Here is a 24,023-nt window from a genome sequence, read left to right as displayed (position 1 = left end):
ACACATGGACAGCACCAGCACCAGCACCACCAGCACCACCACCGGCACGGCCCCGCTCCATGAGGCGATCCGGTCGACGGTGGCGGGCCTCGACGGCGTACTGCCGCAGGCCCTCGAGCTCTACCGGGAGCTGCACGCGGCCCCCGAGCTGTCGGGGCAGGAGGAGCAGACCGCCGCGCGCTTCGCCGCATGGCTGAGGGACGCCGGATGCGAGGTGACGCAAGGCGTCGGCGGTCACGGCGTGGTGGGCGTCCTCCGCAACGGCGAAGGCCCGCTGGTGGCGCTGCGCGCCGACATGGACGCCCTCCCGATCGCCGAGTCCACCGGACTTCCGTACGCGAGCACCCGGACCGCGACGACGGACGACGGACGCTCCGTCCCGGTGGCGCACGCCTGCGGCCACGACGCCCATGTCGCGTGTGCGGCCGGCGCGGCATCCCTGTTGGGCCGCGCGCGCGACACCTGGTCCGGGACGTTCATGGTGATCGGGCAGCCCGCCGAGGAGACGCTGACCGGTGCCGGCGCCATGCTGGAGGACGGGCTGTTCGAACGGTTCGGTGTCCCGGACGTGATCCTGGCACAGCACGTCGCGCCCCTGCCGTGCGGAGTCGTCGCCCATGGACCCGGTGCGCTGACGGCGGCGACCACCGTGGTGGAGGTGGTCATCCACGGCCGGGGCGGCCATGGCGCGGCGCCCCACCTGAGCATCGATCCGGTGCTGACGGCCGCGGCCACCGTGCAGCGGCTGCAGTCGGTGGTCTCCCGGGAGAACAACCCGTTCGAACCCCTGGTCGTCACGGTGGGTGCCCTGCGCGCCGGGACCGTTCCCAATGTCATTCCCGACCGTGCCGAGCTGGGCATCAGCATCCGCTGCTATTCCGATGACCAACTGGATCGGGCCGTCGCGGCGGTCGAGCGGATCGTGCGGGCCGAATCTGCGGCGGCGGGATGCCCCCGTGACCCGGACATCACGGTCGGACCCAAGGCACCCGTGAACATCAACGACCCGGCCGCTGCCGCGCGGGTGCACGCCGCCCACACGGCGCTGCTGGGCCCGCGGCGCGTCCTGTCCACGCCGCCGATGCTGGCCGGTGAGGACTTTCCGTTCTTCGCGCACGGATCCACCCCGGCCGTCCCGACCGTGTACTGGTTCCTCGGGTGTGTGAGCGCCGCGGACTGGCGCGCCGCTCCCGGTGGTTCACCGCAGGAGAAGGTGCAGTCCCTGCCCGCCAACCACGCCGCGGACTTCGCTCCGGCCGCGGAGGCCACTTTGCGGCACGGCATCAGCGCCGCGGCCGCCGCGGTACTGGCGCTCGCGTCGGTGGAGCGACGGCAGGGGGCCGAGGCCGGCCACCGGTAGGGGGCGCGCGGCCGCCGTGCGGCGAATTCTGGGCCTTGTCGAGGGGTGCCGCGGGCAGGAGGATGCCTGCGACCGGACAGGGCGACCAGAGGGGGAACGCATGAGGCTGTGGGGGTCACTCGCCCGCGCCGCGCTGGTGCTGGCGTTGGCCGGGGTGGGGTTCGGGGGGACCGCGCAGGCCGCGCCGGCGGCTCCGCGGTTGCTCGTGAAGCGTACGAGCGGGCTGCTCGACGGGGACATCGTCGGGTTCTCGGTCACGGGCGGGCCGGCCAAGGCCTACGTGCTGGTCGAGCTCTGCGCCCCGGACACCGTCGCCGGTGCCTGTGACGCGGACACCGGCCGGCAGTTCCGCGTCCTTCCGGACGGCACGCTCCCGGTGTTCCCGAAGAAGCTCTACGCGCAGCTCGCGACCGGCGCCGGCACCTTCGACTGCCGTACCGCGACCGCCGCCCATCCGTGCCGGCTGGCGCTGACCGACATCACCGGGGCCGTCCTCACCACCGTCCCGCTGGCCTTCCGGCCGCACGGGGAACCGGAGGCGGCGCCCACGTTCCGGGTGGACCCGGACCAGGGGCTGGTGGACGGCCAGTCCGTGCACGCCACCGGGCGGGGCTACGAGCCGCAGTTCCACTCGGCGGTCATGGAGTGCGTCGCGGGTGCCACGGAGGAGGCCGGCTGCCGGGCCCGGGGCCGTCCGCCGATCACCACGGACCAGGGCAGGCTCGACGAGGAGGTCCTCGTCTCGGCGGCGTTCAACACCATCGACGGCCGGGCGGTCGACTGCCGCGTCGCGCCCGGGTGCGAGCTGATGGTCTTCGGGACCCGGGTCCGGGGTCCGCAATCGCTGCAGCACCCCCTCCGCTTCGCCCCGACGCCGACCCCGGCCCGCGACTGACGGCACCCCGCGCACGGCCCGGCTCCCACGAGCGACCACTCGTGGGAGCCGGGCCGTTGTCCGTGCTGGGTCAAGCGGAGCTTCCGGTTTCGTCGAGTGTGGCTTGAAATTGTTCTCTTGGCGAGGAGGGCGGGATGGCTCCGAGGGGTCAATTTCAGCCAATCCAGAGATGATCGATCAGCTTTCGGTCAGGGTGTCTCATCAGTCACTTGGCTTGCGTCAGGCATCTTTTCTGTCAGCGACAGACAGGTAGGCTGCTCCCGCTGGCCGGGCCCGGTCGGTGACGGGGGGAGATCCATTGGGTGAGCGGCTCAGTTTCAGAATTCTTGGTCCACTTATGGCCACCGTGGGGGAGCGGCCGATTCTGGTAGGAGGTGCCCGGCAACGTACGATTCTGGCCCTTCTGCTCCTGAGTCCCGGGCGGATTGTGCCAGTTGACACACTTGTCGATGTAGTCTGGAACGGCAGGCCTCCTGCCACCGCGCGGACGCAGGTGGCCATCGTCATCGCCGCCCTGCGCAAGGCCATCAAGACCGAGGGCGTGACCGAGGAAGTCATCGTCACCGCCCACCCCGGGTACCTGCTGCGTGCGGAGGGGCACGCGCTGGACACGGTCACCTTCACCGGGCTGGTCGCCGAGGCCGAGACCGCGGTCCGCGACGCCCGTCCGGCCGACGCGGCCCGCTGCTACGCCGAGGCCCTGGCGCTGTGGCGCGGACCGGCGCTCGCCGGGGTCACCGGACAGCTCGTCGAGGACGAGGCGGCCCGCTGGGAGGAAGTCCGGATCAACGCCTACGAGGCGATGACCAGCGTCCAGCTGGAGCTCGGCCGGCACCAGCTGCTGCTTCCGGAGCTGGCCGCTACCGTACGGGAACACCCGCTGCGCGAACGCACCCGCTACCACTTCATCCTCGCCCAGTACAGATCCGGGCGGCGGGCCGAGGCGATGGAGAGCTTCCGGGAGGCGAGACGCCAGTTCATCGACGAACTGGGCATGGATCCGGGTCCCGAGCTCCAGGAGCTGCACGACGCGATCCTGCGCGACGACCCCTCCCTGGCGTACGAGGCGCCTGTCGCGGCCGGCGCCGACGCGACGGGCGACGCCTTAGGGGCGCGCAACCGCGTCGTGCCCTCCGAACTGCCCCCCGACGTACCCGGCTTCGCCGGACGCAGGGAGGAACTCATCGCCCTCGACACCCTGGTGGACGGGCAGGGTGAGGACAGTCGCGCGCCCACCGTCGGGCTGATCACGGGCGTCGCGGGCGTGGGCAAGACCGGCCTCGCCGTCCGCTGGGCGCACCGGGTTACCGAACAGTACCCGGACGGGCGGCTGTTCGCCGACCTCCGCGGTTATGACGAGCACCACGCCCCGACCACCGCCGGGGACATATTGAGCCGATTCCTGCGCTCCCTCGGGGTGGAGAGCGAGGAGGTGCCCAACGGGCTGGAGGACCGGATCGCGCTGTACCGCAGCGTCCTGGCCGAACGCCGGGTGCTGCTGGTGCTCGACAACGTACGCACGTTCGCACAGATCCGGCCCCTGCTGCCGGGAAGCGGCGGCTGCACCGTCCTGGTCACGAGCCGGGAGCAGCTGGAGCAGTTGGTCACCTGGCCCCCGCGGGCCCGGGTCCACCTCGGGGTGCTTCCCGAGGACGAGTCCGTCGAGCTGCTCGGCCGGATCGTCGGGGAGGCCCGGATCCTGGCCGCACCCGAGGACTCGGCCCGGCTGGTCGAGCTGTGCGACCGGCTGCCCCTGGCGCTGCGCATCGCCGCGGCCCGACTGGCGTCCAAGCCGCACTGGTCGGTGCGGCACCTGGTGACCCGGCTCAGTGACGGGCGGCGCCGGCTGGACGAGCTCAGCCAGGGCGAGTCCCAGGTCCGGGCGAGCTTCGAGCTGAGCTACCGCTACCTGCACAAGGACGCGGCCCGGCTCTACCGCTACCTCGGGCTGCTCTCGGTACCGGACTTCACCGCGTGGGTCGGCGCGGCGCTGATGGACCAGGACGTGCTCGACGCCGAGCGGCTGATAGAGCACCTCGTGGACGCCCAGTTCCTGGAGGTCGTCGGCGTCGACGCCACCGGGCAGCTGCGCTACCGCTTCCAGAACCTGATGCGGCTCTACGCCGACGAGCTGGCGCGTGAGGAGGAGAGCGAGGAGGACCGGCTGGCGGCCTGCGACCGGGTGTTCCGGACCTGCCTGACCATCGCCGGGGAGGCGCACCGGCGCGAGTACGGAGGTGACTACGGCATCGTGCACAGCGAGGTGCCCCGGCGGGAGATCGACGCGGTCCTGCTGGAGGAACTCCTGGCGGCGCCGTTGGAGTGGTACGAGGCCGAGCGGCTCTCGCTGGTCGCCCTGGTCGAGCAGACGGCCCGCACGGGCCTGTCCGACCTCGCCTGGGACCTGGTCGCCTCGATGACGGTCCTGTTCGAGTCGCGGAACTACCTGGAGGACTGGCGCCGGTGCAGCGAAGTCGCGCTGAAGGCGGCGCGCGGGGCGGACAACCTGCGCGGGGAGGCGGCGATGGAGCAGCAGCTCGGCGCCCTGGACCTGCGGCTGCGGCTGCTCGACCGGTCCGCCGAGCGGCACGAGACGGCCCTCGACCTCTACGCGCGGGCCGAGGACGCGGTGGGCCGGGCCCTGGTCCTGCGCAACCTCGCGGTCATCGACCGGATCCGGGGGGAATACGGCCGGGCCGTGGAGCGGCTGGGTGAGGCGCTCCCGGTGTTCCGCGTGGCGGGTGACCGGGCCTCGGAGGCCTACGTGCTCAACGGGCTGGCCCAGCTCGCCCTCGACCAGGGCCAGCCGGAAGCCGCCGTGGAGCTGGGCCTGGACGCCGTACGGGTCTCCGAGGCCATCCAGGGCGGTGTCTCCCGCAGCCTGGCGCAGGGTGCGTACCGGCTGGCCAGCGCGTACCTGGAGCTGGGCAGGCTGGAGGAGGCCGAGGCGGCCTTCGCCCGTGCGGTGGGCATCGTGGAGGAGAAGTCCGACCTGCTCGGGCAGGCCTACGCGCTGCTGGGCCTGGCGCAGACCCGGCACTCGGCAGGCGCTGCCGAGGCGGCCGAGCGGACCTTCCTGGAGGCCCTGGAGGCGGCCCGGCGCACCCGGAGCCCGATGATCGAGGGACAGATCCGGCTCGCGCTCGGCGAGGCCTACCGGGGGAGCGGGCGCGACGAGGAGGGGCAGGCGCACCTGCGGGCCGCGCTCGGCATCTTCCAGGGCATCGGCGCCCCGCCGTGGGAGGAGAAGGCGGTGCGGGCGCTGGACCGGCCGGGTTCCGGCGGCGCGCCGGCGCCCGGGGGTGCGGGGAAGAACGCGTAAGCGTGCAATAACCCGGCGATAAAGCGGATCCCTAGCGTCATCGCAGACGAGAAAACTGCCGAGCTGTGGAGTCTGCGATGTCACGTACGACCGGCGCGCCCTCTTTCGCCGTGATCCCCGGCGCCCAGGTGCACGAAGTCCTGGACGGCCGTGCGCCCGAAGTGGTCGGATTGATCGAATCCGCATATCGGGTGCACGGTGAGGGCGGGACGGTGAATCCGCCGTCCTATTTCCTGCGCTTTCCCGACCGGCCGACCTCGCGCATCATCGCGCTTCCGGCGTCCATCGGGGGAGGGGCGCCGGTCGACGGAGTGAAGTGGATTTCCAGCTTCCCCGAGAATGTGGCGGCAGGAATTCCGCGCGCCTCGGCCGTACTGATCCTCAACGACCCGCAGACCGGCTACCCGATCGCCTGCCTGGAATCCTCGATCATCAGCGCGGCCCGCACCGCCGCCTCCGCCGCGCTGGCGGCCGACCGGCTCAGCCCGGCCGGCCGCCGCCCGCGCCGGATCGGCTTCTTCGGCGTCGGCCTGATCGCCCGCTTCATCCACCAGTACCTGGCGGGCACGGGCTGGGAGTTCGACGAGATCGGCGTGCACGACCTGTCCACCGAGCACGCCGAGGGCTTCGCCGACTACCTCACCCGCTCCGGCGAGCAGGGACCGGTCACCGTCCACGACAGCGCCGAGAAGCTGATCCGCGAGAGCGACCTGGTCGTCTTCGCGACCGTGGCGGGCACCCCCCACGTCACCGACCCGCAGTGGTTCGGGCACAACCCGCTCGTGCTGCACGTCTCCCTGCGCGACCTGTCGCCCGAGGTGATCCTCTCCGGCTTCAACGTCGTCGACGACATCGAGCACTGCCTCAAGGCCGACACCTCCCCCCACCTGGCCGAACAGCTCACCGGAAGCCGCGAGTTCGTCGACGGCACCCTCTACGACGTGCTCTCCGGGAAGCTTCCCGTCCCCGAGGACAAGCCCGTCTTCTTCTCCCCCTTCGGCCTCGGCGTGCTCGACCTCGCGGTCGGCCGGCACATCTACGACACCCTCCACGCGCAGGGCCGGCTGGCCGTCGTCGAGGACTTCTTCCACGAGATGCGCCGCTACGGCTGAGGCCTCCCGCTCCCCGCAATCCCCCACGGCCGCCCCCACCACGGCCCCGAGCCACCCGAGGAAAGTGAACCGGTGACCACACTGCTCGACACCACCACTCGGGCGCCGGCCGACCACGGCCGGCGCCCCCTCCCCGTCCGGATCGAGGAGAGCGCCCTCGACCCGCACCCGCCCATGGAGCTCTACGAGGCGCTGCGCGCCCGGTTCGGGGAGGACGTGTTCCTCCTGGAGTCCCTGGAGAGCCCCGAGTTCGACGGGAACTCGGCCGTCGTCGGCTTCGGCCGGCTCGCCGAGCTGCGGATCCACCCGGGGCGGATCTCCGCCGTCGGCGTGGCCCCCGTCCTGGCCGAGCTGTCCGCGGTCGCCGACCGGCTCGGGCTGGTCGAAGGACCCGGCGGAGACCGGCTGTTCGAGCGGCCCGGCCAGGTCTGGGACGTACTGCGGTCCGTGCAGGCGTCCTTCGACGTCGACAGCACCCGCCCCGAGTACGCCTTCGGCTTCCTCGCCACCATCGGCTACGGCGCCGCCTGGTACATGGAGGAGCTCCCCGCCCGCGACGGCTCCGGCGACGAGGCCCCCGACCTGGTCCTGACCCTGTTCCAGGACACCGTCTGGTACGACCTGGACGCCGGCACCGCCGTCCGGCTGGCGGCCCGGAGCGAGGCCTTCGGCCCCGACGGCGGCCCCGCCGCCCGCACCGACCTCGCCGGGATCGTCGAACGGCTGACGGCCGGCATGGCCGAGCCGGCCGGCCGGGCCCCCGGGGCCCCCGCCCCGCTGGCAGTCCGCGACAGCACGGACGAGGCCGCCTTCCTGGGCAACGTCGAACGCTGCCTGCGCCACATCGGCGTCGGCGACATCTACCAGATCCAGATCGGTCACCGCATCGAGGTCGACACGGCGCTGACCCCCGCGGACGTCTACCGCCGGCTGCGCGCGCGCAACCCCTCCCCGTACATGTACCTCGTCCCCCGCGACGGCTCCACGCTGATCGGCGCCAGCCCCGAGGTGCTCTTCCGCACCGAGGGCGACCGGATCGTCATGCGTCCCATCGCCGGCACCACCCCGCGCAGCGGGGACCCGGCGGTGGACGGGCCCCGGATCGAGGCCCTGCTCGCCAGTGAGAAGGAGCGGGCCGAGCACGTGATGCTGGTCGACCTGTGCCGCAACGACATCGGCCGCGTCAGCCTGCCCAGCACCCTGGACGCCCGCGACGTCATGACGGTCGAGACCTTCTCGCACGTCTTCCACCTGGTCTCCACGGTCGAGGGCCTGCTCGCCCCGGGGGAGGACACCTGGTCCGCGCTGGCCGCCACCTTCCCCGCCGGAACCGTCACCGGAGCCCCCAAGATCCGCGCCATGGAGATCATCTCCGAACTGGAGAGCGATTCCCGGGGCATGTACGCGGGGGCCGTCGGCCTGGTCGACGTCCGCGGCTGGTCCCGGCTGGCGCTGTGCATCCGTACGGTCACCCACGACGGGTCGACGTACTCCACCCAGAGCTGCGCCGGCATCGTCGCGGACTCCTCGCCCGCCGCCGAGTGGCGCGAGACCCTGCACAAGATGGGGGCCGCCTACTGGGCGCTCACCGGTGAGGAGCTGCTCCCGTGAAGGTCCTGCTCGTCGACGCGTACGACAGTTTCACCCACATCATCGACCAGTACCTGCGCACCCTCGGCGCCACCACCGAGGTCGTCCGCTCCCGCACCCGGAGCCCCGACGAGCTCGCCGCGCGGCTGCCGGACGCCGTGGTCCTGGGCCCCGGCCCGGGACACCCCGCCGAGTCGGGCCACGTCGAGCTGGTGCACCGCTTCGCCGGGCGGGTGCCGCTGCTCGGCATCTGCCTCGGTCACCAGGCCGTAGGCCTGGCCTACGGGGGCCGCGTGCAGGTGGCGGACCGGCTCAAGCACGGCAAGACCAGCGAGGTCGCCCATGACGGCGCCGGGGTCTTCGCCGGGCTCGACGCCCCCATGACCGCCACGCGCTACCACTCGCTCATCGTCGCCGAACCCCTGCCGCAGGAGCTGATCGCCACCGCGCACGCCGTGGACGACGGCTACGTGATGGGACTGCGCCACCGCACCCTCGCCGTCGAAGGGGTCCAGTTCCACCCCGAGTCGATCACCACGGTCGGCGGCATGCGGCTCCTGGAGAACTTCCTCACCACCGCACGGACCCAGCCCGCAGACGCCCTCGCCGGGTGACAAAGGAGCATTTCGTGGACCACGTGGATTCCTGGCGGGCCCTGCCCGCCGCACAACAGCCCGAGTGGCCCGACAGAGCGGCCCTGGACGCCGTACGGGCGCAACTGCGCGACAGCGTTCCGCTCGTCGTCGCCGCCGAGTGCGAGCAGCTGAAGGCGCGCCTCGGCGCCGTCGCCAGAGGGGAGGCCTTCCTGCTCCAGGGCGGGGACTGCGCCGAGACCTTCGCGGACGTGCGGGAGGACTCCGTACGCCGCAAGGTGCGCACCCTGCTCCAGATGGCGCTCGTCCTCCAGTACGCCGCCTCCGTGCCGGTCGTGAAGATCGGGCGGATGGCGGGCCAGTACGCCAAACCCCGCTCCAAGCCCACCGAGACCCGCGACGGGGTGACCCTGCCCGCCTACCGGGGCGACGCCGTCAACGGCTTCCCCTTCGAACCGGGCGAGCGGGAACCGGACCCCGGCCGGCTGCTGCGGATGCACCAGGCGGCCTCCGGCACGCTGAACCTCGTACGGGCCTTCACCACGGGCGGCTACGCGGACCTGCGCCAGGCACACGCCTGGAACCAGGACTTCGTGGCCCGCTCACCCGTCGGCGAGCGGTACTCGGCCCTCGCCACCCAGATCGACCAGGCCCTCAACTTCATGCGGGCCTGCGGGGCCGACGAACGCATCCAGCACGCCGTGGAGTTCTTCGTCAGCCACGAGGGACTGCTGCTGGAGTACGAGGAACCGCTGGTCCGTGAGGACCCGACGACCGGGCGGCGCTACTCGGGCAGCGGCCACATGCTGTGGATCGGGGAACGCACCCGGGACCTGGACGGGGCCCACGTGGAGTTCTTCTCGAAGATCGCCAACCCGATCGCGGTCAAACTCGGCCCGACCACCGACTCCGACACGGTGCTGCGGCTGATCGACCGGCTCGACCCCGAACGGGAGCCCGGCCGGCTCACGTTCATCGTCCGCATGGGCGCCGGGCAGGTCCGCGAGCGGCTGCCCGTGCTGGTGGAGAAGACGGCCGCGGAGGGGGCGCCGGTGGCATGGGTCAGCGATCCCATGCACGGCAACACCTTCGAGGCGCCGTCGGGGCTCAAGACCCGCCGCTTCGACGACATCGTCGACGAGGTGAAGGGCTTCTTCGAGGTCCACCGCGAGCTCGGGACGCATCCCGGGGGCGTGCACCTGGAGTTCACCGGGGGCGATGTCACCGAATGCGTGGGCGGCGGTGAGGAAGTGAGCCTGGACGGGCTGAGCGAACGCTATGAATCCACTTGTGACCCGCGGCTCAACCGCACCCAGTCACTGGATCTGGCCTTCCTGGTGGCCGAGATGTACCGGGAACGCTGAGCCTCCGCTTCCGGCTTTATCGCCGACCGGGCCGCGACGGGTCCTCAAGCGGTCCTCCAGCGGCCCCGGTCCGCTGGTCAAGCGGTGCCCCGATGCTCGTTATCGACATCGGGGCACCATCTGACCAGCAGTTATATCGTCATTATCGAAATGTGCCAGGCCCTGGAAGCAGAGCGATATCAGCTCGAAGCCGCTCCTTCCTAGTGTTCTTCTCACCGGAACAGACCGGAACTCAAGTGGGACTCAACGGGGGAGAAGAACCGAGATGCAGAACACGTGGCGCACCCAGGTCAAGCGGATCACCATCGCCATCGCCGTGGCCGTGGCCGTGGCCGGCGGAGTGCAGATCGCCGAAGAGGGATCCGACGCCGCCCCGGTCAGCATCACCGCCGACGGCACCCCGGGTGCCACGCCCGTCCCCGTTCCCACCACCACGTCCGAATCCGGAGAATGGCACTGATGGACCGCAACTGGAGCACGCTGCTGGAGACCCTCCTCGCCGGCCGGGACCTCGCTCAGGCCGACACCGGCTGGGCCATGCACCAGGTCATGCGCGGCGAGGCCACCGACGCCCAGCTCGCCGGCTTCCTGGTCGCCCTGCGCGGCAAGGGGGAGACGGTCGGCGAACTGGAGGGTCTGGTACGTGCCCTGCTCGACCACGCGGTGACCCTCGACGTGCCCGGCGCCACGGTCGACGTGGTCGGCACGGGGGGCGACGGCGCCCGTACGGTCAACATCTCCACCATGTCGGCGATCGTCGCGGCCGGCGCCGGGGCCCGGGTCGTCAAGCACGGCAACAGGGCGTCGAGTTCGGCCTCGGGATCCGCGGACGTGCTGGAGGCGCTCGGGGTCACCCTGCGCCTGCCGCCGGCCCGGGTCGCGGCGCTGGTGGAGGAAGCGGGGATCACCTTCTGCTTCGCCCCCGACTTCCACCCCTCGATGCGGCACGCCTCGCCGGTGCGCAAGCAGTTGGGGATCCCGACCGTCTTCAACGCCCTCGGGCCGCTGACCAACCCGGCCCGGCCGACCGCCCAGGCGGTCGGGGTGGCCGACGCGCGGCTGCTCCCGCTCATCGCGGGGGTGCTGGCCCGCAGGGGCACGAGCGCCCTGGTGTTCCGCGGGGACGACGGGCTCGACGAGCTCAGCGTCACCAGCACCTCGACCGTGCTGAGCGTCGAGGGGGGAAGGGTCCGGGAGGAATCCTTCGACCCCCGCGACCTCGGCATCGCGTTCGCCCCGGCCGACGCCCTGCGGGGCGCCGACGCCGCGTACAACGCGCAGGTGGCCCGACGGCTGTTCGCCGGCGGGGAGCGGGGCCCGGTCCGCGACGCGGTGCTGCTGTCGGCGGGGGCCGCGCTGGCCGCCGCCGGGCCGGCGGGCGGGCGCGGGGTCACCGAGCGGCTGCGGGAAGCCGTCGCCGTGGCGGCGGAGGCCCTCGACTCGGGGGCCGCGGAAGCGGTGCTGGACCGCTGGGTGCGGGCCGCCGCCGGACACGCCGGGGCACCGCTCGCCGCGGCGGGGCGGTGAGCGGTGGACACGTAGGGCGGGCATGACGCGCGAAACACGGGCGTGCGGCCGTACCGGTCCCTGGGAGGGGGACGGTACGGCCGCACGGCGGGTCGCGGTCAGGGAACGGGTGCGGGTGCGGGAGCGGGTCCCGGTGGGGTACGCCTCAGGAGACCGCGGCGGCCTGGGCCGGCAACTGCACCGGATCGTGTGCCAGGGGACCGTCGGCCGTGTCGTCGGCCTCCGTGCCCCGTGGCACCTTCCGGCGGATCCAGGACAGCGCGGGGCTGGTGACCGCCGTGGTGAGCAGGGCCATCAGGACCAGCATGGTGAACAGGTCCGGCCCGATCACCCCCAGTTCCAGCCCCAGGTTCAGCACCACCAGCTCGGTCAGACCGCGGCAGTTCATCAGGGCGCCGATCGACATGGCGTCCCGCCAGGACTGGCCGGTGGCCCGCGCCGCGGAGGTGCTGCCGCCCCACTTGCCGAGGAAGGCGACGACCATGACGGCCAGGGCCCACACCCACATCATCGGGTCGGCGACCACCAGCCCCACGTCGGTGCGCAGACCGGTGTTGACGAAGAACAGCGGCAGCAGGATCGGGATGGTGAAGGCCCGCAGCCGGGCCGCGCACAGCTCGATCACCCGGGAGCCGCGCGGGGTGATCACGCCGAAGACGAAGGCGCCGAACAGGGCGTGCACGCCGATCTTGTCCGTGGTGAAGGCCGACAGGCACAGCCCGCTGAACAGTACGACCAGCACGACGGAGTCCACCGTACGGGCGGCCCGCGTCGCCCACTTGGCCAGCAGCGGCCGGACGGCGTAGATCATGAAGGCCAGGAACAGGGCCGCCAGGGCCGCCGTGGTGGCCGCCTCGATGGGGGAGCTGCTGGTGCTGACGGCGACCACCGCGGCCAGCAGGCACCAGGCGGTCACGTCGTCCACCGCCGCGCAGGCCATGGCCAGGGCGCCGATCCGGGTGTTGTAGAGCCCCCGGTCGGTCAGGATCCGGGCCAGCACCGGGAACGCGGTGATGCTCATGGACACCGCGATGAACAGGACGAACGCGATCTTGGAGACCCCCTTGGGGGCCAGCGTGTCGTACATCAGGAGGGCCAGCCCGGAGCCGAGGAGCAGAGGGAGCGCGATGCTCGCCTGGCTGACGGCGATGGCCGTACGGCTGTGCCCGCGCAGGGCGGAGAGGTTCAGCTCCAGGCCCACGAGGAACATGAACGCCAGCAGACCCAGATTTCCGAACGCCCCGGTGAACGGCAGGACCGTCCCGGGGAACAGCCATGTCTGGGCCGAGGGCCACAGCCAGCCGAGGAGCGAGGGGCCCAGCAGGATGCCGACGGCGATCTCGCCGACCACCGGCGGCTGACCGAGGCGGCGGAAGAGCATCGCGCCGGCCTTGCACGAGATGATGACCGCGGGGATCGCGATCAGCAGGTCGGGGAGCGGGTCACGGGCGGACACGGGCGGCCTCCTTGGGTGCCGACGCGGCCGACGCGGCCGACGGGGCCGACGCGGTCAACGGGGCGGACGGGGCCGGCGTGGCGGCGGCGGGCGGGGCGGGTATCGCCGGCAGGGGTGGGGCCGCGGCGGGCGGGCCGGGCACGGCGGTGGCATCGGTCCAGCGGGCGTACCTGCGCTTGCCGTACAGCAGGGGCTCCTCCCCGTCGTGCAGCGAGACCCGGGTGACCCGGACGAACACCGCGGTGTGGTCGCCGAACTCGACGGCCCTGACCACCTCGCCGTCGGCGACGGCGTGCGAGGCCGCCGCCAGGTGCGGGCCGCCGGCCCCCAGCGGGAGCCGCCACTCGGTCCGCGCGAAGCGGTCCGGGGCGCCCGAGGCGAACAGGTCGGAGACGGGACGGGCGTTCTCGTGGAGCAGGTTGACGGCGACCTGGCCGGTCTCCAGCACGGCCTGCACGGTCGGGCTCTGCGTGCGCAGGCACAGCACGACGGTGGGCGGGGAGAGGGCCACGCTGGCGAGGGAGCTGCAGGTCATGCCGCGCGGCTCGGAATCCGTGCCGATCGTGGTGATCACCGAGACACCGGACGGGAACGCCGACATCAGGGGGCGGATGTCGGCTTCGGCCGCGCCGTCGGACTGATCGGCGCGCAGGGACGGGGAGGGCTGGGAGGTACGGGACATCTGTGGGGACTCCTGGGGATCGGGGTGCGGCGCGGGCCCGGAAGCCGGAGGGAGGGGCCGGCTCCGGGCCTGCGCACCGGGAGGAAGCGACTGCGGACTAGCCGTGCAGCTTGCGCAGGTAGTCGTACGTGCTCGGCAGCGTGTCGAGGAGGTGCTCCTGCTCCTGCTTGACCTTGCCGAACATGGCCTCGGCGCCCGCCACGGAATCGGGCTTGTGCGCGAGGATCGGCAGGGGGGCGTCCGGTTCGAGGCCGAGGCCCGCGAAGACGCAGTAGTAGCTGCCGTTGGTCCAGAAGTTCCGGAATTCCGCCTCGAAGTTCCCGTAGTACGTGGACTCGTCGGCGATCGGGGAGTTGATCGCCAGGCCGGCCTTGTACGCGGAGATCTTCTCCTGGATGTTCTGCGGCAGCGTGAGTTCCTTGTTCGCCCGCCAGAACGGGGTGTCATTGCGCGGCGCGTAGTAGAAGTGCGCCTGGATGAAGTCGCGGGTGTCGTCGAACATCACCTCGATCTCGCGGTTGAAGCTGTTGGCCAGCTCCGGGTTGAAGGTGCGGTCCGGGAAGTGCTTCGCCAGCTGGTAGATGGCCGCGGTGATGAAGTAGATCCCGGTCGATTCCAGCGGCTCCAGGAACGCGGAGGAAAGGCCGATGCTCACCACGTTGTTCACCCAGGCGCGACGGTTGCGGCCCACCCGGAACTTCACGTGGTTGAACTTCGTCGTCTCCGGGTCGAGGCCCCACAGCGCGCTGAATTCCTTGGTGGCCTCCTCCTTGGTCGTGAACTTGCTGGAGTAGACGTAGCCGGAGCCGAAACGGCCCAGCATCGGGATCTTCCAGGTCCAGCCGGAGGACATCGCGATGGCGGAGGTGTACGGCTCGATGCCGTTGGCCTCGTCGTCGTGCGGAACGGCGGTGGCGACGGCGCTGTCACACAGCAGGTGGTCGCTCATGTCGATGAACGGCTCTTCGAGGGCCTGGTTGATGAGCAGGCCGCGGAAGCCGGAGCAGTCCACGAACAGGTCGGCCTCCAGGACCCTGCCGTCCTTGGTGTGGAGGGCCTTGATGAAGCCGCGCTCGTCCTTCTCCGCGCGGGTCATCTCGCCCTGCACGTGGTTGACGCCCTGCTTCTCGGTGGCGAAGCGGCGCAGGAAGTCGGCGACCAGGGCCGCGTCGAAGTGCCAGGCGTAGCGGGTGGACGGGGTGCCGTCGAGCCACTTCGGGGACTTCTTCGCGTCCATGACCGGGGGCTCGCGGAAGCACGCGTAGTCGAACGGCTCCTCGGTCTGGCCCTCCAGCTTCCGCTTGGCCCAGTAGTGCGACATCGGGACGTTGTCGCTGTCCGGCAGGATGCCGAACGGGTGGTAGAAGTGGTCCGGCCCGCCGTTCTCCAGCTCCCGCGCGTTCGGCTCGCCCTGGCCGCCGGTTCTCCAGTTGACGAAGCGGACGGCCATCTTGAAGCTGGCGTTGCACTCCCGCATCCACTCCTCCTCGGCGATGCCGAGGTATTCGAAGAGGACCTTGTGCAGGTTCGGGACGGTGGCTTCACCGACACCGATCCGCGGGATCGCCGGAGCCTCCAGGACCGTGATGTCCACCGTGCCCTGGAGGGCCTTGCCGAGATAGGCGGCGGTCATCCAGCCGGCGGTTCCGCCGCCCAGGATGACGACTTTCTGAATGCGCGAGTCGGTGCCGGTCATGTGAGGGACTCTCTCTTCCGTCTTCATGGGGGACTTCCGTGGTGCGATGTGGAAGAGATTCAGGCCATCGACTATGCGCCACCTATAACCGGCCGTATGGCGTCGATATAGCGGATTGGCCGAATCTCAATCACGCTGTATCCGCACCCCGCAACTCCCAGCAGAGGATGGCTGCATCAGATGCCGTACGAAGAAGGGACGAAGGGAATCCTCTCCACCGTGGGAGGAACTCCGCTCATCGAACTGGAGCGTTTGCTGCCGGGCCTCGGCTCGCGGGTGTTCGCCAAGGTGGAGCGGTTCAATCCCGGAGGAAGTATCAAGGACCGCTCAGCACTCTCCATGGTGCTGGCGCGCATCAGAACCGGGGAACTCGTACCCGGAAAATCAACCGTGATCGAGTCGAGTTCCGGCAATCTCGCGATCGGGCTCGCCCAGATCTGCGGGTATTTCGGACTGCGTTTCATCTGCGTGGTGGACGCCAGGACGACCCGGCAGAACGTCGCGATCCTGCGGGCCTACGGGGCCGAGGTCGAGATCGTCGTCGACCCCGATCCGGCCACCGGTGAACTGCTGCCGGCCCGGCTCCGCCGGGTGGCCGACCTCGTCGCCGTGACGCCCGACGCCTACTGGCCCGACCAGTACTCCAACCCCCTCAACCCCATCGCCCACCAGAACACGATGCGCGAGATCGCCGAGGCCCTCGACGGCCGCGTCGACCAGCTCGTCGTGGCCGCGGGCACCAGCGGAACCCTGGGCGGCTGCGCGGAGTACATCCGCCGGCACGGGATGAACACCACGATCAACGCCGTGGACGCCATCGGCAGCGTGCTCTTCGGCCCGCAGGAGCGCCGCACCCGGCTCATCCCGGGCCACGGCGCCTCGGTGGTGCCCCGGCTGCTGCGTCCCTCGGACGCGGACCGGGTCATCCACGTCGGCGACCTCGACTGCGTCGTCGGCTGCCGGCGCCTCGTCCGTGACGAGGCGGTGCTCGCCGGCGGCTCCTCAGGGGCCGTCGTCGCGGCACTGGAACGGATCGCCCCCGACATCATCCCCGGCTCGAACGTGGTGCTCGTCCTGCCCGACGGCGGCGACCGCTACCTGGAGACGATCTACGACGACGCCTGGGTGTACCGCCAGTTCGGCGAGGTCTCGCACCTGTGGAAGGAGCCCCGGTCCGCGGGCCTCACTCCGCACCTGGTGGATATAGGCCACTGATAGCGGCCCCTCCCACCATCGAACCATCGCACCACCGCTGGCCCCGCCAGCCCCCCACCCCGAAAACCCACCGGGCGCCCACCCGGCACGGCACCGGCAGGTCCGCCGCGGACCGCCCTTCACCTGGAGGAACATCAGATGACCACCCAGATCCCCGCCCTCGACGCCGGGCGCAAGGAGCAGATCAAGGAAATCGTCTGCGACATCCTCGAACTCGACCTCGACGAGGTGACCGAGACGAGCCTCTTCAAGGAGGAGCACGACGCGGACTCCCTGCGCACCATCGAGATCCTGGCCTCGCTGGAGCGGGTCTTCGGCATCACGCTGGAGCAGTCCGAGCTCAGCCGCATGGTCAACCTGGTCGGCGTCTACGCCGTGATCGCGGAGGCCGAGGGCAAGTGACCACCGAGACGGCCGCGACGGGGCAGCGGACCGCTGCCCGGCACCGGGTGGTGATCACGGGTCTCGGTGTCGTGACGAGCATCGGCACGGGCGTGGACGCCTTCGCCGAGGGCCTGCGCGCCGGACGCAGCGGGGCCAAGCCCATCAGCGCGTTCGACACCACCGGCTTCGCCCACTCCAACGCCTGCGAGATCACCGACTTCGAGCCGGAGGCCTGGCTGCGCGAGCTGCCGGCCGACGAGCTCGGCCGGGCCGCCCAGTTCGCGGTCGCCGGGGCCCGGATGGCGGTGGCCGACGGCGGTCTCACCGAGGCGGACGTCCGGGCCAGGCGCTCCCTGGTCTCGGTCGGCACCACCGACGGCGAGTCCCGCGACCTGGACCACCTCACCGGGCTCCAGGTCGCCGGGGACGAGGACGCCCTCGACCCGGTGGTCGCCCGCCGCGTCTGGCCGGGCCGGCTCTCCGCCGGCATCGTCCGCGAACTCGGCCTGGAGGACGTGGAGACGGTCACCGTCCCCACCGCCTGCGCCGCCGGGAACTACGCGGTCGGCTACGGCTACGACGCGATCAGCTCCGGAGACGTGGAGATGGCCCTGTGCGGCGGGGCCGACGCCCTGTGCCGCAAGACGTTCACCGGCTTCTACCGGCTCGGGACCATCGCCCCCGACGTGTGCCGGCCCTTCGACGCCGACCGGCAGGGCATCCTCACGGGCGAGGGCGCCGGCATCCTGCTCATGGAGTCGCTGGAGTCCGCGCTGGCCCGCGGCGCCCGGATCTACGCCGAGGTCCTCGGCTACGGCCTGTCCTGCGACGCCAGCCACCCGGTCGCCCCCGACCGGGACTCGATCGCCCGCTGCATCACCGCGGCGCACGCCAACGCCGGGATCACCCCCGCCGACGTGGACTTCATCTCCGCGCACGGCACCGGGACCAGGGCGAACGACGTCACCGAGGTCGGCGCGATCCGTCAGGTGTTCGGCGAGGACCTGCCGCGCACCGTCTCCATCAAGTCGATGATCGGCCACACCATGGGCGCCGCCAGCGCCCTGGCCTCGGCGGCCTGCGCCCTCGCCCTGCGCGAGGGATTCATCCCGCCGACCATCAACCACCGCACCACCGACCCCGAGTGCGGCGTGGACTGCGTACCGAACGAGGCGGTCGAAGCCGACCTCAAGGTCGTGCAGAACAACGGACTCGCCTTCGGCGGCAACAACGCCGTCCTCGTCCTCGGCCACTGGGAAGACAGGAGCGCAGTCGCATGACGGAAACAGCAGCGGCGCGGCCCCGCGAGCGCCGGCTCGTCATCTCGGGCTGGGCCGTGACCTCCCCGTACGGCCTGGGCCGCCGGTCCTTCGCCGAGGGACTCCTGGCCGGGACCACGGCGACCTCCGCCGTCGACGGCGGGCAGTGGCCGGTCCCCTACGGGGAAGCGGGCCTCGTCCCGGGCTTCGACATCAAGGCCGTGCTCGGCCGCAAGGGCACCCGCTCCATGGACCGGGCCACCGGGATCGCCGTCGTCACCGTCGGCGAGCTCCTGGAGGACTTCGGCCAGGGCCTGGCCGCCGACCCGGAGAAGACCGGGCTGGTGCTCGGCACCTCCGGCAGCGTCCAGTCCATCATGGACTTCACCCGGGACGCCCTGACGGGGGAGAAGCCCTACCTCGTCGACCCGGCCCGGTTCCCCAACACGGTGATGAACTGCCCGACGGGCCAGAGCGCCATCCGGCACACCCTCAAGGGCCCCAACGTCACCGTCTCCGGCGGCTCGGCCACCGGCCTGCTGGCCCTGAACTACGCCTCCCGGCTGCTGCGCGGCGGCCACGCCAACGCGCTGCTGGCCGGCGCGGCCGAGGAGTTCTCCGTCCAGCGGGCCCGCCTGGAGCGGGTCGCCGACCACGGCGGGGCCGAGGCCGACCCGCTCGGCGAGGGCGCCGCGCTGTTCCTGCTGGAGAGCGGGGAGGCCGCCCGCGAGGGAGGCCGACGGGTGCTCGCCACCGTCCTCGGTTCCCGCTTCCGGGCCTTCCCGGAGAGCGGACGCGCCGGGGCCGCGCTGGCCCGCTGCGTCGCCGAGGTGCTCGCCGACGCGGGCGTGGGCCCCGAGGAAGTCGCCCTGATCGCGCCGGGCACCCCGCCGGGGCAGCTCGGCAAGCAGGAGGAGTCCGCGCTGGAGGGGATCGGCGGCGAGCGGATCGCCGTACGCCCGCTCGTCGGCGACGCGACCGCCGCCTCGGCCGCCTTCCAGCTGGCCGCCGTCCTGGCGCACGCCGGTGCGGACCCCGCCCTGGTGGACCGGCTCGCGCTGGTCACCGCCCTGGACCGGGACGGCACCGTCGGAGCCACCCTGCTGCGGCTCGGCTGAGACCGGCGAGGGGGGCGCACGCCACCGCGCCCCCCGGCCCCGTACCGCACCCCGCGCACCATCCCCCCATCCCCCGCGCTTACCCGCGTACGCGCGCACCCGCGTCCCGAAGAGAGAGGCATCTATCCATGTCCGAGACACCGAGGCCGGTAGCCCTCGTCACCGGCGGCTCGCGCGGCATCGGCCGGGCCGTGGTGGAGACCCTGGCACGGGACGGCCACGACGTGGCCTTCTGCTACCAGTCCAACGAGGAGGCCGCCGAGCTCGCCGCGAAGGCCGCCCGGGAGCTGGGGGCGCGGGTGCTGGCCCGCCGCGTGGACGTCACGGACCGCGAGCAGGTCCGGGCCTTCACCGCGCAGGCCGAGGCCGAACTGGGCCCGGTGGAGGTGCTGGTCACCGCCGCCGGCATCGTCCGCGACGGCCACCTCGCGATGATGAAGGACGAGGACTGGGACGCGGTGGTCCGCACCAACCTCGACGGGACGTTCAACTTCGCCAAGGCGCTGGCCTTCCCGATGATGAAGCGCCGCCGCGGCACCATCATCACCCTCTCCTCGGTCGCCGCCGCCGGCAACGCCACGCAGAGCAACTACTCCGCGACCAAGGCCGGGATCATCGGCTTCACCAAGGCCCTGGCCAAGGAGTCCGGCCGCAGCGGCCTGCGGGCCAACGCCGTCGCCCCCGGATTCATCGCCACCGACATGGTCGGGGGCCTGTCCGAGAAGCACGCCAAGGAGATGACGTCCCGGATCCCGCTGGGCCGCTTCGGCGAGGCCCACGAGGTCGCCGAGCTGGTGTCCTTCCTGGCCTCCGACCGCGCCGCGTACATCACCGGACAGGTCTTCCACATCGACGGCGGTCTGGTCGTCTGACCGGCCCCCACCAGTCCGACCAGCCTGATTCACAGAGGAGTTCGACATGGCCGGCCGTGCCGCCAAACCGCCCCGGTTCTACTTCAACCTGCGCAGCCCCTACAACTTCTTCGTCCTGCACGACCTGGAGCGCGAGCACCCCGGTCTGCTCGACCAGGTCGAATGGCGCCCCTTCTGGGAGCCCGACGAGACCAGCGCCAAGCTGCTGGACGAGGCCGGCGGGCAGTTCCCGTACACCCCCATGACCCGCGCCAAGCAGTTCTACATCCTGCGTGACGTACGCCGCCTCGCGGCCGAGCGCGGGCTGGCGCTGACCTGGCCGGCCGACCGCGCGCCGTGGTGGGAGCCGGCCCACCTGACCTGGTTCCTCGCCGTGGACGCGGGCCTGGGCCGGGAGTGGGTGGCCCGCGCGGGCCGGGCCCGCTGGCTGGAGGGACGCGACATCTGCGACCCCGCGACCATCCTCGAACTGGCCGTGGAGACCGGCCTCGACGCCGACGCGGTGGCCGCCGCCACCGACAGCCCGGAGCTGCGCGAGCGGGCCGTCGCCGCCCTGCTGGACGTGCACCGCGACGGGGTCTTCGGCGTCCCGTTCTTCGTCAACGGCAGCGAGCCCTACTGGGGCCTGGACCGGGTGGCCGCCTTCGCCGCCTCCTTCGGGGACGCCGCCCCCGCGGCCCCCGCCGCGCAGCCCGCCGAGACGGAGCTCGCGGTGGTCGGCGCCGGGCGCACCACGGACATGAGCCACGCGGGAGGCTGCGGATGACCGCCGTGACCGCCGTGACGGACACCGCCGCCGAGGGGCCCGGCGCCGTGCGGGCGCTGCCCCTGACCGCGATCCAGCAGTCCATGTGGACCGCCTACCGGGTCTCCCCCGAGGCCTCCGCCTACAACATCGTCATGCCGCTGCGGCTGCGCGGCCGGGTCGACCCCGCCGCCATGGACGCCGCCGTCACCGCCGTCGGCGCCCGCCAGGAGCTGCTGCGCTCGGTGTTCACCGAGAACGCCGAAGGGGTCCGCCGCACCGTGGGCGAACAGCCCCTGGTCCGGCTGGAGTTCCGCGACCTCGACGGCGCCGGCGAGGAGGCCCTGCACCGGGCCGCCGAGGAGGCCGGGGCCCAGCCCTTCCGCCTGGAGTCCGCGGCCTTCCGCGTGGTGCTGCTGCGCAACACCGACGAGGACTGGGCGCTGGTCACCTCCGCCCACCACATCGTCAGCGACTTCACCTCGCGCTGGCTGCTGGTGCGCGACGTCCTCGACGCCTACGAGGGCTTCGCGTCCGGGCAGGAACCCCGCTGGCGGCCCATCCCCGGCTCCTACGCCGACCACGCCGCCGAGGAGCTGCGCTACACCGCCTCCGCCTCGGGCCTGCGGGCGGCCGAGCTGTGGCAGGAGTCGGTGGGGCGGGCCCCCGCCGCCGAACTCCCCCTGGACCGGCCCCGGCCCGCGCTGCGCTCCTACCGGGGCGGCACCGTCGTGCGGCAGCTGGCCGCGGAGAGCGCCGCCGCCCTGGCCCCGGCCGCCGCCGTCGCGGGGGTGACCCCCTTCGCCTACCTCCTCGGCGTCTTCCAGGCCCTGACCCACCGCTGGACCGGCCAGGAGGCCTTCGTCCTCGGGGTCCCGGCCACCAGCCGGATGGGCCGCGCGCAGCGGGACGTGATCGGCTGCTTCCTCAACACCATGCCGGTACGGGCCGACTTCACCGCCGGCTCCACCTTCCGCAGCGCGGCCGAGCAGGCCGGGCAGCGGGTGATGGGCGGCATGATGGGCGTCCGCTACCCGTGCGCGCTGGCCTTCCCCCGGGCCACGGTGTTCCGCACCGCCCTGTTCCTCGTCCAGATGGACCGGATGGAGCCGCCCGTGCCGAACGTCGCGCCGGGCGCCGCCGAGGGACCGTCCGTCCCGTACGCCGGGCTGGACATCGCCCTGATCGACGTCCCGCAGCAGGAGGGCCAGCTGGACCTGCTCCTGCGCATCGAGCAGACCCCCGAAGGGGTCACCGCGGTCTTCTCGTACGACACGGACGTGCTGGACCGCGAGACCGTCGCGCGCTTCGCCGACGGGTACGAGCGGATGCTGGCGGCCGCCGTCGCCGAGCCGGACACCCGCGTCGCCGACGTGGAGCTGGCGGGCGCGGGGGAACTGGAGGCACTGCTGGCCCTGGGCTCCGCGGGCGGAGCCGGCGCGGACTTCGGATCCTTCGACTCCGCCGACGAGTTCGACTCCTTCGAGAGTGCCTGGGAGTACCGGTGAGCCTCGAAGTCGCCGTGATCGGCGCGGGTCTGGGCGGCCTCACCGCCGCCGCGGCCCTGTACGCCCGGGGCCTGGACGTCACCGTGTACGAGCGGGGCGGGGCCCTGCGCGAGCAGGGCGTGGGCATGCACCTGGGCCCGAACGGCACCCGGCTGCTGGAGCGCCTCGGCCTCGGCCCGCGCCTGGCCGAGCTGGCGGTCCGCCCCGAGGCCCTGGAGGTCCGGGCCTTCCACAACGGCGCGCGGGTCGCCGTACAGGAGATGGGCGAGGCCTGGGAGCGGCAGTTCCGCGCCCCCTACCTCACCGTCCACCGCGGCGACCTGCACCGGATGCTCGCGGGACTGGTGCCCGGCGAGCGGGTGCGCACCGGCAAGGAGCTCGTCCGCCACGAGGAGGCCCCCGACGGGGTGCTCCTGGAGTTCGCCGACGGCACCACGGGCCGGGCCGACGTCCTGGTCGGCGCCGACGGGGTCCACTCGGCGGTGCGCCGCGCGGTGGCCGGCGCGGACGCCCCCGTGTACTCCGGCAACAGCGCGCTGCGTGGGCTGGTGGACGCGGCGGACGTGCCCTCGCTGGACCCGGGCCGGATGTACATGTTCGCGGGCCCCGAGTCCCGGGTGCTGTGCTACCCGGTCAGCGGCGGAAGGCAGTTCACGTACGTGGTGGTCACCCCCGCCGACGAGGGCGACGCCGAGTCCTGGACCAGCGCCGGCGACCGGGCCGACCTGGACGCCGTCCTCACCGGCTGGACGCCCGAGGTGCGCCAACTGGTCGGCGCCGCGGGCGAGGTCCGCCGCTGGGCCCTCTACGACCGGGCCCCGCTGGAGCGGTGGAGCACCTCCCGGGCGACCCTGCTCGGGGACGCGGCCCACCCGATGCTGCCCCACCACGGACAGGGCGCCAACCAGGCCGTCGAGGACGGCGTGGCGCTCGCCCTGTGCCTCGCCCGCGCGGACGAGGACGCGCGGGGCGTCGCCGAGGCCCTGGAGCGCTACGAGTCGCTGCGCCGCCCGCACACCACGAAGGTCCAGCTCGGATCGCGCGCGGGCCGTCCCGCCCCGGGCGCCGGAGGCCGGCCCGGTGGCGTCAAGGAGGCCGCCGCGGACGTCGGCTGGATCCTCGGACACGATGTCGAGGCCGCCTTCGAGGCCGCCTTCCCGACCCTCCCCCAGGGCGCTCCCGGCACCGCCGGCACCGGCCTGAGCGGCGCCGCCGCCTGACCCGCCACAACCCGCACACCGCAGGGCCCCCGAAGCCGACAGGCATCGGGGGCCCTGCCGCGTTCCGGCACGTATATGCGCTCGATAGGGCATCGATAGCGCCCT

General features: G+C 72.4%; 20 protein-coding genes. 17 read left to right on the top strand and 3 right to left on the bottom strand.

What is annotated here, in order from left to right:
• Nucleotides 1-4: 4 nt before the first annotated feature.
• The 9 genes from OG295_RS08000 (at nucleotide 5) to trpD (ending at nucleotide 11,763) form a co-directional block, all read left to right on the top strand.
• A complete protein-coding gene (locus OG295_RS08000) occupies nucleotides 5-1,360 on the top strand; it encodes an amidohydrolase (RefSeq protein WP_371676256.1) in 1,356 nt (451 codons plus the stop codon).
• Between the two features lie 100 nt (nucleotides 1,361-1,460).
• Complete coding sequence (locus OG295_RS07995; RefSeq protein ID WP_371676255.1) at nucleotides 1,461-2,255, top strand: neocarzinostatin apoprotein domain-containing protein; 795 nt, start codon at nucleotides 1,461-1,463, stop codon at nucleotides 2,253-2,255.
• Nucleotides 2,256-2,592: 337 nt separating this feature from the next.
• A complete protein-coding gene (locus OG295_RS07990) occupies nucleotides 2,593-5,577 on the top strand; it encodes a BTAD domain-containing putative transcriptional regulator (RefSeq protein ID WP_371676254.1) in 2,985 nt (994 codons plus the stop codon).
• A gap of 77 nt (nucleotides 5,578-5,654) precedes the next feature.
• Nucleotides 5,655-6,689 (top strand): 2,3-diaminopropionate biosynthesis protein SbnB, encoded by a 1,035-nt coding sequence (gene sbnB, locus OG295_RS07985; protein WP_371676253.1) that lies wholly within the window; start codon nucleotides 5,655-5,657, stop codon nucleotides 6,687-6,689.
• 72 nt (nucleotides 6,690-6,761) lie between these two features.
• Complete coding sequence (locus OG295_RS07980; RefSeq protein WP_371676252.1) at nucleotides 6,762-8,300, top strand: anthranilate synthase component I family protein; 1,539 nt, start codon at nucleotides 6,762-6,764, stop codon at nucleotides 8,298-8,300.
• Entirely contained in the window at nucleotides 8,297-8,893 is a 597-nt protein-coding gene (locus OG295_RS07975; protein WP_371676251.1) for an aminodeoxychorismate/anthranilate synthase component II, read from the top strand. The genes OG295_RS07980 and OG295_RS07975 overlap by 4 nt, the downstream gene beginning before the upstream one ends.
• A gap of 23 nt (nucleotides 8,894-8,916) precedes the next feature.
• The gene (locus OG295_RS07970) at nucleotides 8,917-10,236 is read left to right on the top strand and encodes a class II 3-deoxy-7-phosphoheptulonate synthase (protein ID WP_371681132.1); all 1,320 of its coding nucleotides are present in this window, start codon (nucleotides 8,917-8,919) and stop codon (nucleotides 10,234-10,236) included.
• Between the two features lie 265 nt (nucleotides 10,237-10,501).
• Nucleotides 10,502-10,696, top strand: a complete 195-nt coding sequence (locus OG295_RS07965; RefSeq protein ID WP_371676250.1) for a hypothetical protein — start codon at nucleotides 10,502-10,504, stop codon at nucleotides 10,694-10,696.
• Nucleotides 10,696-11,763: an anthranilate phosphoribosyltransferase gene (trpD, locus tag OG295_RS07960; protein WP_371676249.1), complete on the top strand. Its 1,068-nt coding sequence runs from the start codon at nucleotides 10,696-10,698 to the stop codon at nucleotides 11,761-11,763. The genes OG295_RS07965 and trpD overlap by 1 nt, the downstream gene beginning before the upstream one ends.
• 145 nt (nucleotides 11,764-11,908) lie before the next feature.
• Here the strand turns inward: trpD and OG295_RS07955 are convergent, their stop codons facing one another.
• The 3 genes from OG295_RS07955 to OG295_RS07945 form a co-directional block, all read right to left on the bottom strand.
• On the bottom strand, nucleotides 11,909-13,219 hold the full coding sequence (locus OG295_RS07955) for a cation:proton antiporter (protein WP_371676248.1): 1,311 nt from the start codon (nucleotides 13,217-13,219) through the stop codon (nucleotides 11,909-11,911).
• Nucleotides 13,206-13,901, bottom strand: a complete 696-nt coding sequence (locus tag OG295_RS07950; RefSeq protein ID WP_371676247.1) for a flavin reductase family protein — start codon at nucleotides 13,899-13,901, stop codon at nucleotides 13,206-13,208. Before OG295_RS07950 ends, OG295_RS07955 begins: the two co-directional genes overlap by 14 nt.
• Before the next feature lie 97 nt (nucleotides 13,902-13,998).
• Nucleotides 13,999-15,597, bottom strand: coding sequence for a tryptophan halogenase family protein (locus OG295_RS07945; protein WP_371676246.1), 1,599 nt, complete (start codon nucleotides 15,595-15,597; stop codon nucleotides 13,999-14,001).
• Between the two features lie 180 nt (nucleotides 15,598-15,777).
• Between OG295_RS07945 and sbnA the strand changes: the two genes are divergently transcribed.
• From sbnA to OG295_RS07905, 8 genes are all read left to right on the top strand, one after another.
• A complete protein-coding gene (gene sbnA, locus OG295_RS07940) occupies nucleotides 15,778-16,812 on the top strand; it encodes a 2,3-diaminopropionate biosynthesis protein SbnA (RefSeq protein WP_266843108.1) in 1,035 nt (344 codons plus the stop codon).
• Between the two features lie 138 nt (nucleotides 16,813-16,950).
• Entirely contained in the window at nucleotides 16,951-17,214 is a 264-nt protein-coding gene (locus OG295_RS07935) for an acyl carrier protein (RefSeq protein WP_280914146.1), read from the top strand.
• Nucleotides 17,211-18,476 carry a beta-ketoacyl synthase gene (locus OG295_RS07930; RefSeq protein WP_371676245.1) on the top strand — a complete coding sequence of 422 codons (1,266 nt, stop codon included), beginning with the start codon at nucleotides 17,211-17,213 and terminating at the stop codon, nucleotides 18,474-18,476. The genes OG295_RS07935 and OG295_RS07930 overlap by 4 nt, the downstream gene beginning before the upstream one ends.
• On the top strand, nucleotides 18,473-19,573 hold the full coding sequence (locus OG295_RS07925; RefSeq protein WP_371676244.1) for a beta-ketoacyl synthase N-terminal-like domain-containing protein: 1,101 nt from the start codon (nucleotides 18,473-18,475) through the stop codon (nucleotides 19,571-19,573). The genes OG295_RS07930 and OG295_RS07925 overlap by 4 nt, the downstream gene beginning before the upstream one ends.
• Before the next feature lie 128 nt (nucleotides 19,574-19,701).
• The gene (gene fabG, locus OG295_RS07920) at nucleotides 19,702-20,445 is read left to right on the top strand and encodes a 3-oxoacyl-[acyl-carrier-protein] reductase (protein WP_371676243.1); all 744 of its coding nucleotides are present in this window, start codon (nucleotides 19,702-19,704) and stop codon (nucleotides 20,443-20,445) included.
• Nucleotides 20,446-20,491: 46 nt separating this feature from the next.
• Nucleotides 20,492-21,211 carry a 2-hydroxychromene-2-carboxylate isomerase gene (locus OG295_RS07915; RefSeq protein WP_371676242.1) on the top strand — a complete coding sequence of 240 codons (720 nt, stop codon included), beginning with the start codon at nucleotides 20,492-20,494 and terminating at the stop codon, nucleotides 21,209-21,211.
• Nucleotides 21,208-22,698, top strand: a complete 1,491-nt coding sequence (locus OG295_RS07910) for a condensation domain-containing protein (RefSeq protein WP_371676241.1) — start codon at nucleotides 21,208-21,210, stop codon at nucleotides 22,696-22,698. Before OG295_RS07915 ends, OG295_RS07910 begins: the two co-directional genes overlap by 4 nt.
• Nucleotides 22,695-23,918, top strand: a complete 1,224-nt coding sequence (locus tag OG295_RS07905) for an FAD-dependent monooxygenase (protein WP_371676240.1) — start codon at nucleotides 22,695-22,697, stop codon at nucleotides 23,916-23,918. The genes OG295_RS07910 and OG295_RS07905 overlap by 4 nt, the downstream gene beginning before the upstream one ends.
• Nucleotides 23,919-24,023: the final 105 nt, after the last annotated feature.

The organism is Streptomyces sp. NBC_01276, from assembly GCF_041435355.1.
GTDB lineage: Bacteria > Actinomycetota > Actinomycetes > Streptomycetales > Streptomycetaceae > Streptomyces.
Note: the sequence above shows the minus strand (reverse complement) of the source record. Positions and strands in the feature narration are given on the sequence as shown.

Excerpts from the sequence above, each read along its gene's own strand:
- OG295_RS08000 (WP_371676256.1), top strand. The coding sequence starts at position 5 with ATGGACAGCACCAGCACCAGCACCACCAGCACCACCACCGGCACGGCC.
- OG295_RS07995 (WP_371676255.1), top strand. The coding sequence starts at position 1,461 with ATGAGGCTGTGGGGGTCACTCGCCCGCGCCGCGCTGGTGCTGGCGTTG.
- OG295_RS07990 (WP_371676254.1), top strand. The coding sequence starts at position 2,593 with ATGGCCACCGTGGGGGAGCGGCCGATTCTGGTAGGAGGTGCCCGGCAA.
- sbnB (WP_371676253.1), top strand. The coding sequence starts at position 5,655 with ATGTCACGTACGACCGGCGCGCCCTCTTTCGCCGTGATCCCCGGCGCC.
- OG295_RS07965 (WP_371676250.1), top strand. The coding sequence starts at position 10,502 with ATGCAGAACACGTGGCGCACCCAGGTCAAGCGGATCACCATCGCCATC.
- trpD (WP_371676249.1), top strand. The coding sequence starts at position 10,696 with ATGGACCGCAACTGGAGCACGCTGCTGGAGACCCTCCTCGCCGGCCGG.
- OG295_RS07950 (WP_371676247.1), bottom strand. The coding sequence starts at position 13,901 with ATGTCCCGTACCTCCCAGCCCTCCCCGTCCCTGCGCGCCGATCAGTCC.
- OG295_RS07945 (WP_371676246.1), bottom strand. The coding sequence starts at position 15,597 with ATGACCGGCACCGACTCGCGCATTCAGAAAGTCGTCATCCTGGGCGGC.
- sbnA (WP_266843108.1), top strand. The coding sequence starts at position 15,778 with ATGCCGTACGAAGAAGGGACGAAGGGAATCCTCTCCACCGTGGGAGGA.
- OG295_RS07935 (WP_280914146.1), top strand. The coding sequence starts at position 16,951 with ATGACCACCCAGATCCCCGCCCTCGACGCCGGGCGCAAGGAGCAGATC.
- OG295_RS07925 (WP_371676244.1), top strand. The coding sequence starts at position 18,473 with ATGACGGAAACAGCAGCGGCGCGGCCCCGCGAGCGCCGGCTCGTCATC.
- fabG (WP_371676243.1), top strand. The coding sequence starts at position 19,702 with ATGTCCGAGACACCGAGGCCGGTAGCCCTCGTCACCGGCGGCTCGCGC.
- OG295_RS07915 (WP_371676242.1), top strand. The coding sequence starts at position 20,492 with ATGGCCGGCCGTGCCGCCAAACCGCCCCGGTTCTACTTCAACCTGCGC.
- OG295_RS07910 (WP_371676241.1), top strand. The coding sequence starts at position 21,208 with ATGACCGCCGTGACCGCCGTGACGGACACCGCCGCCGAGGGGCCCGGC.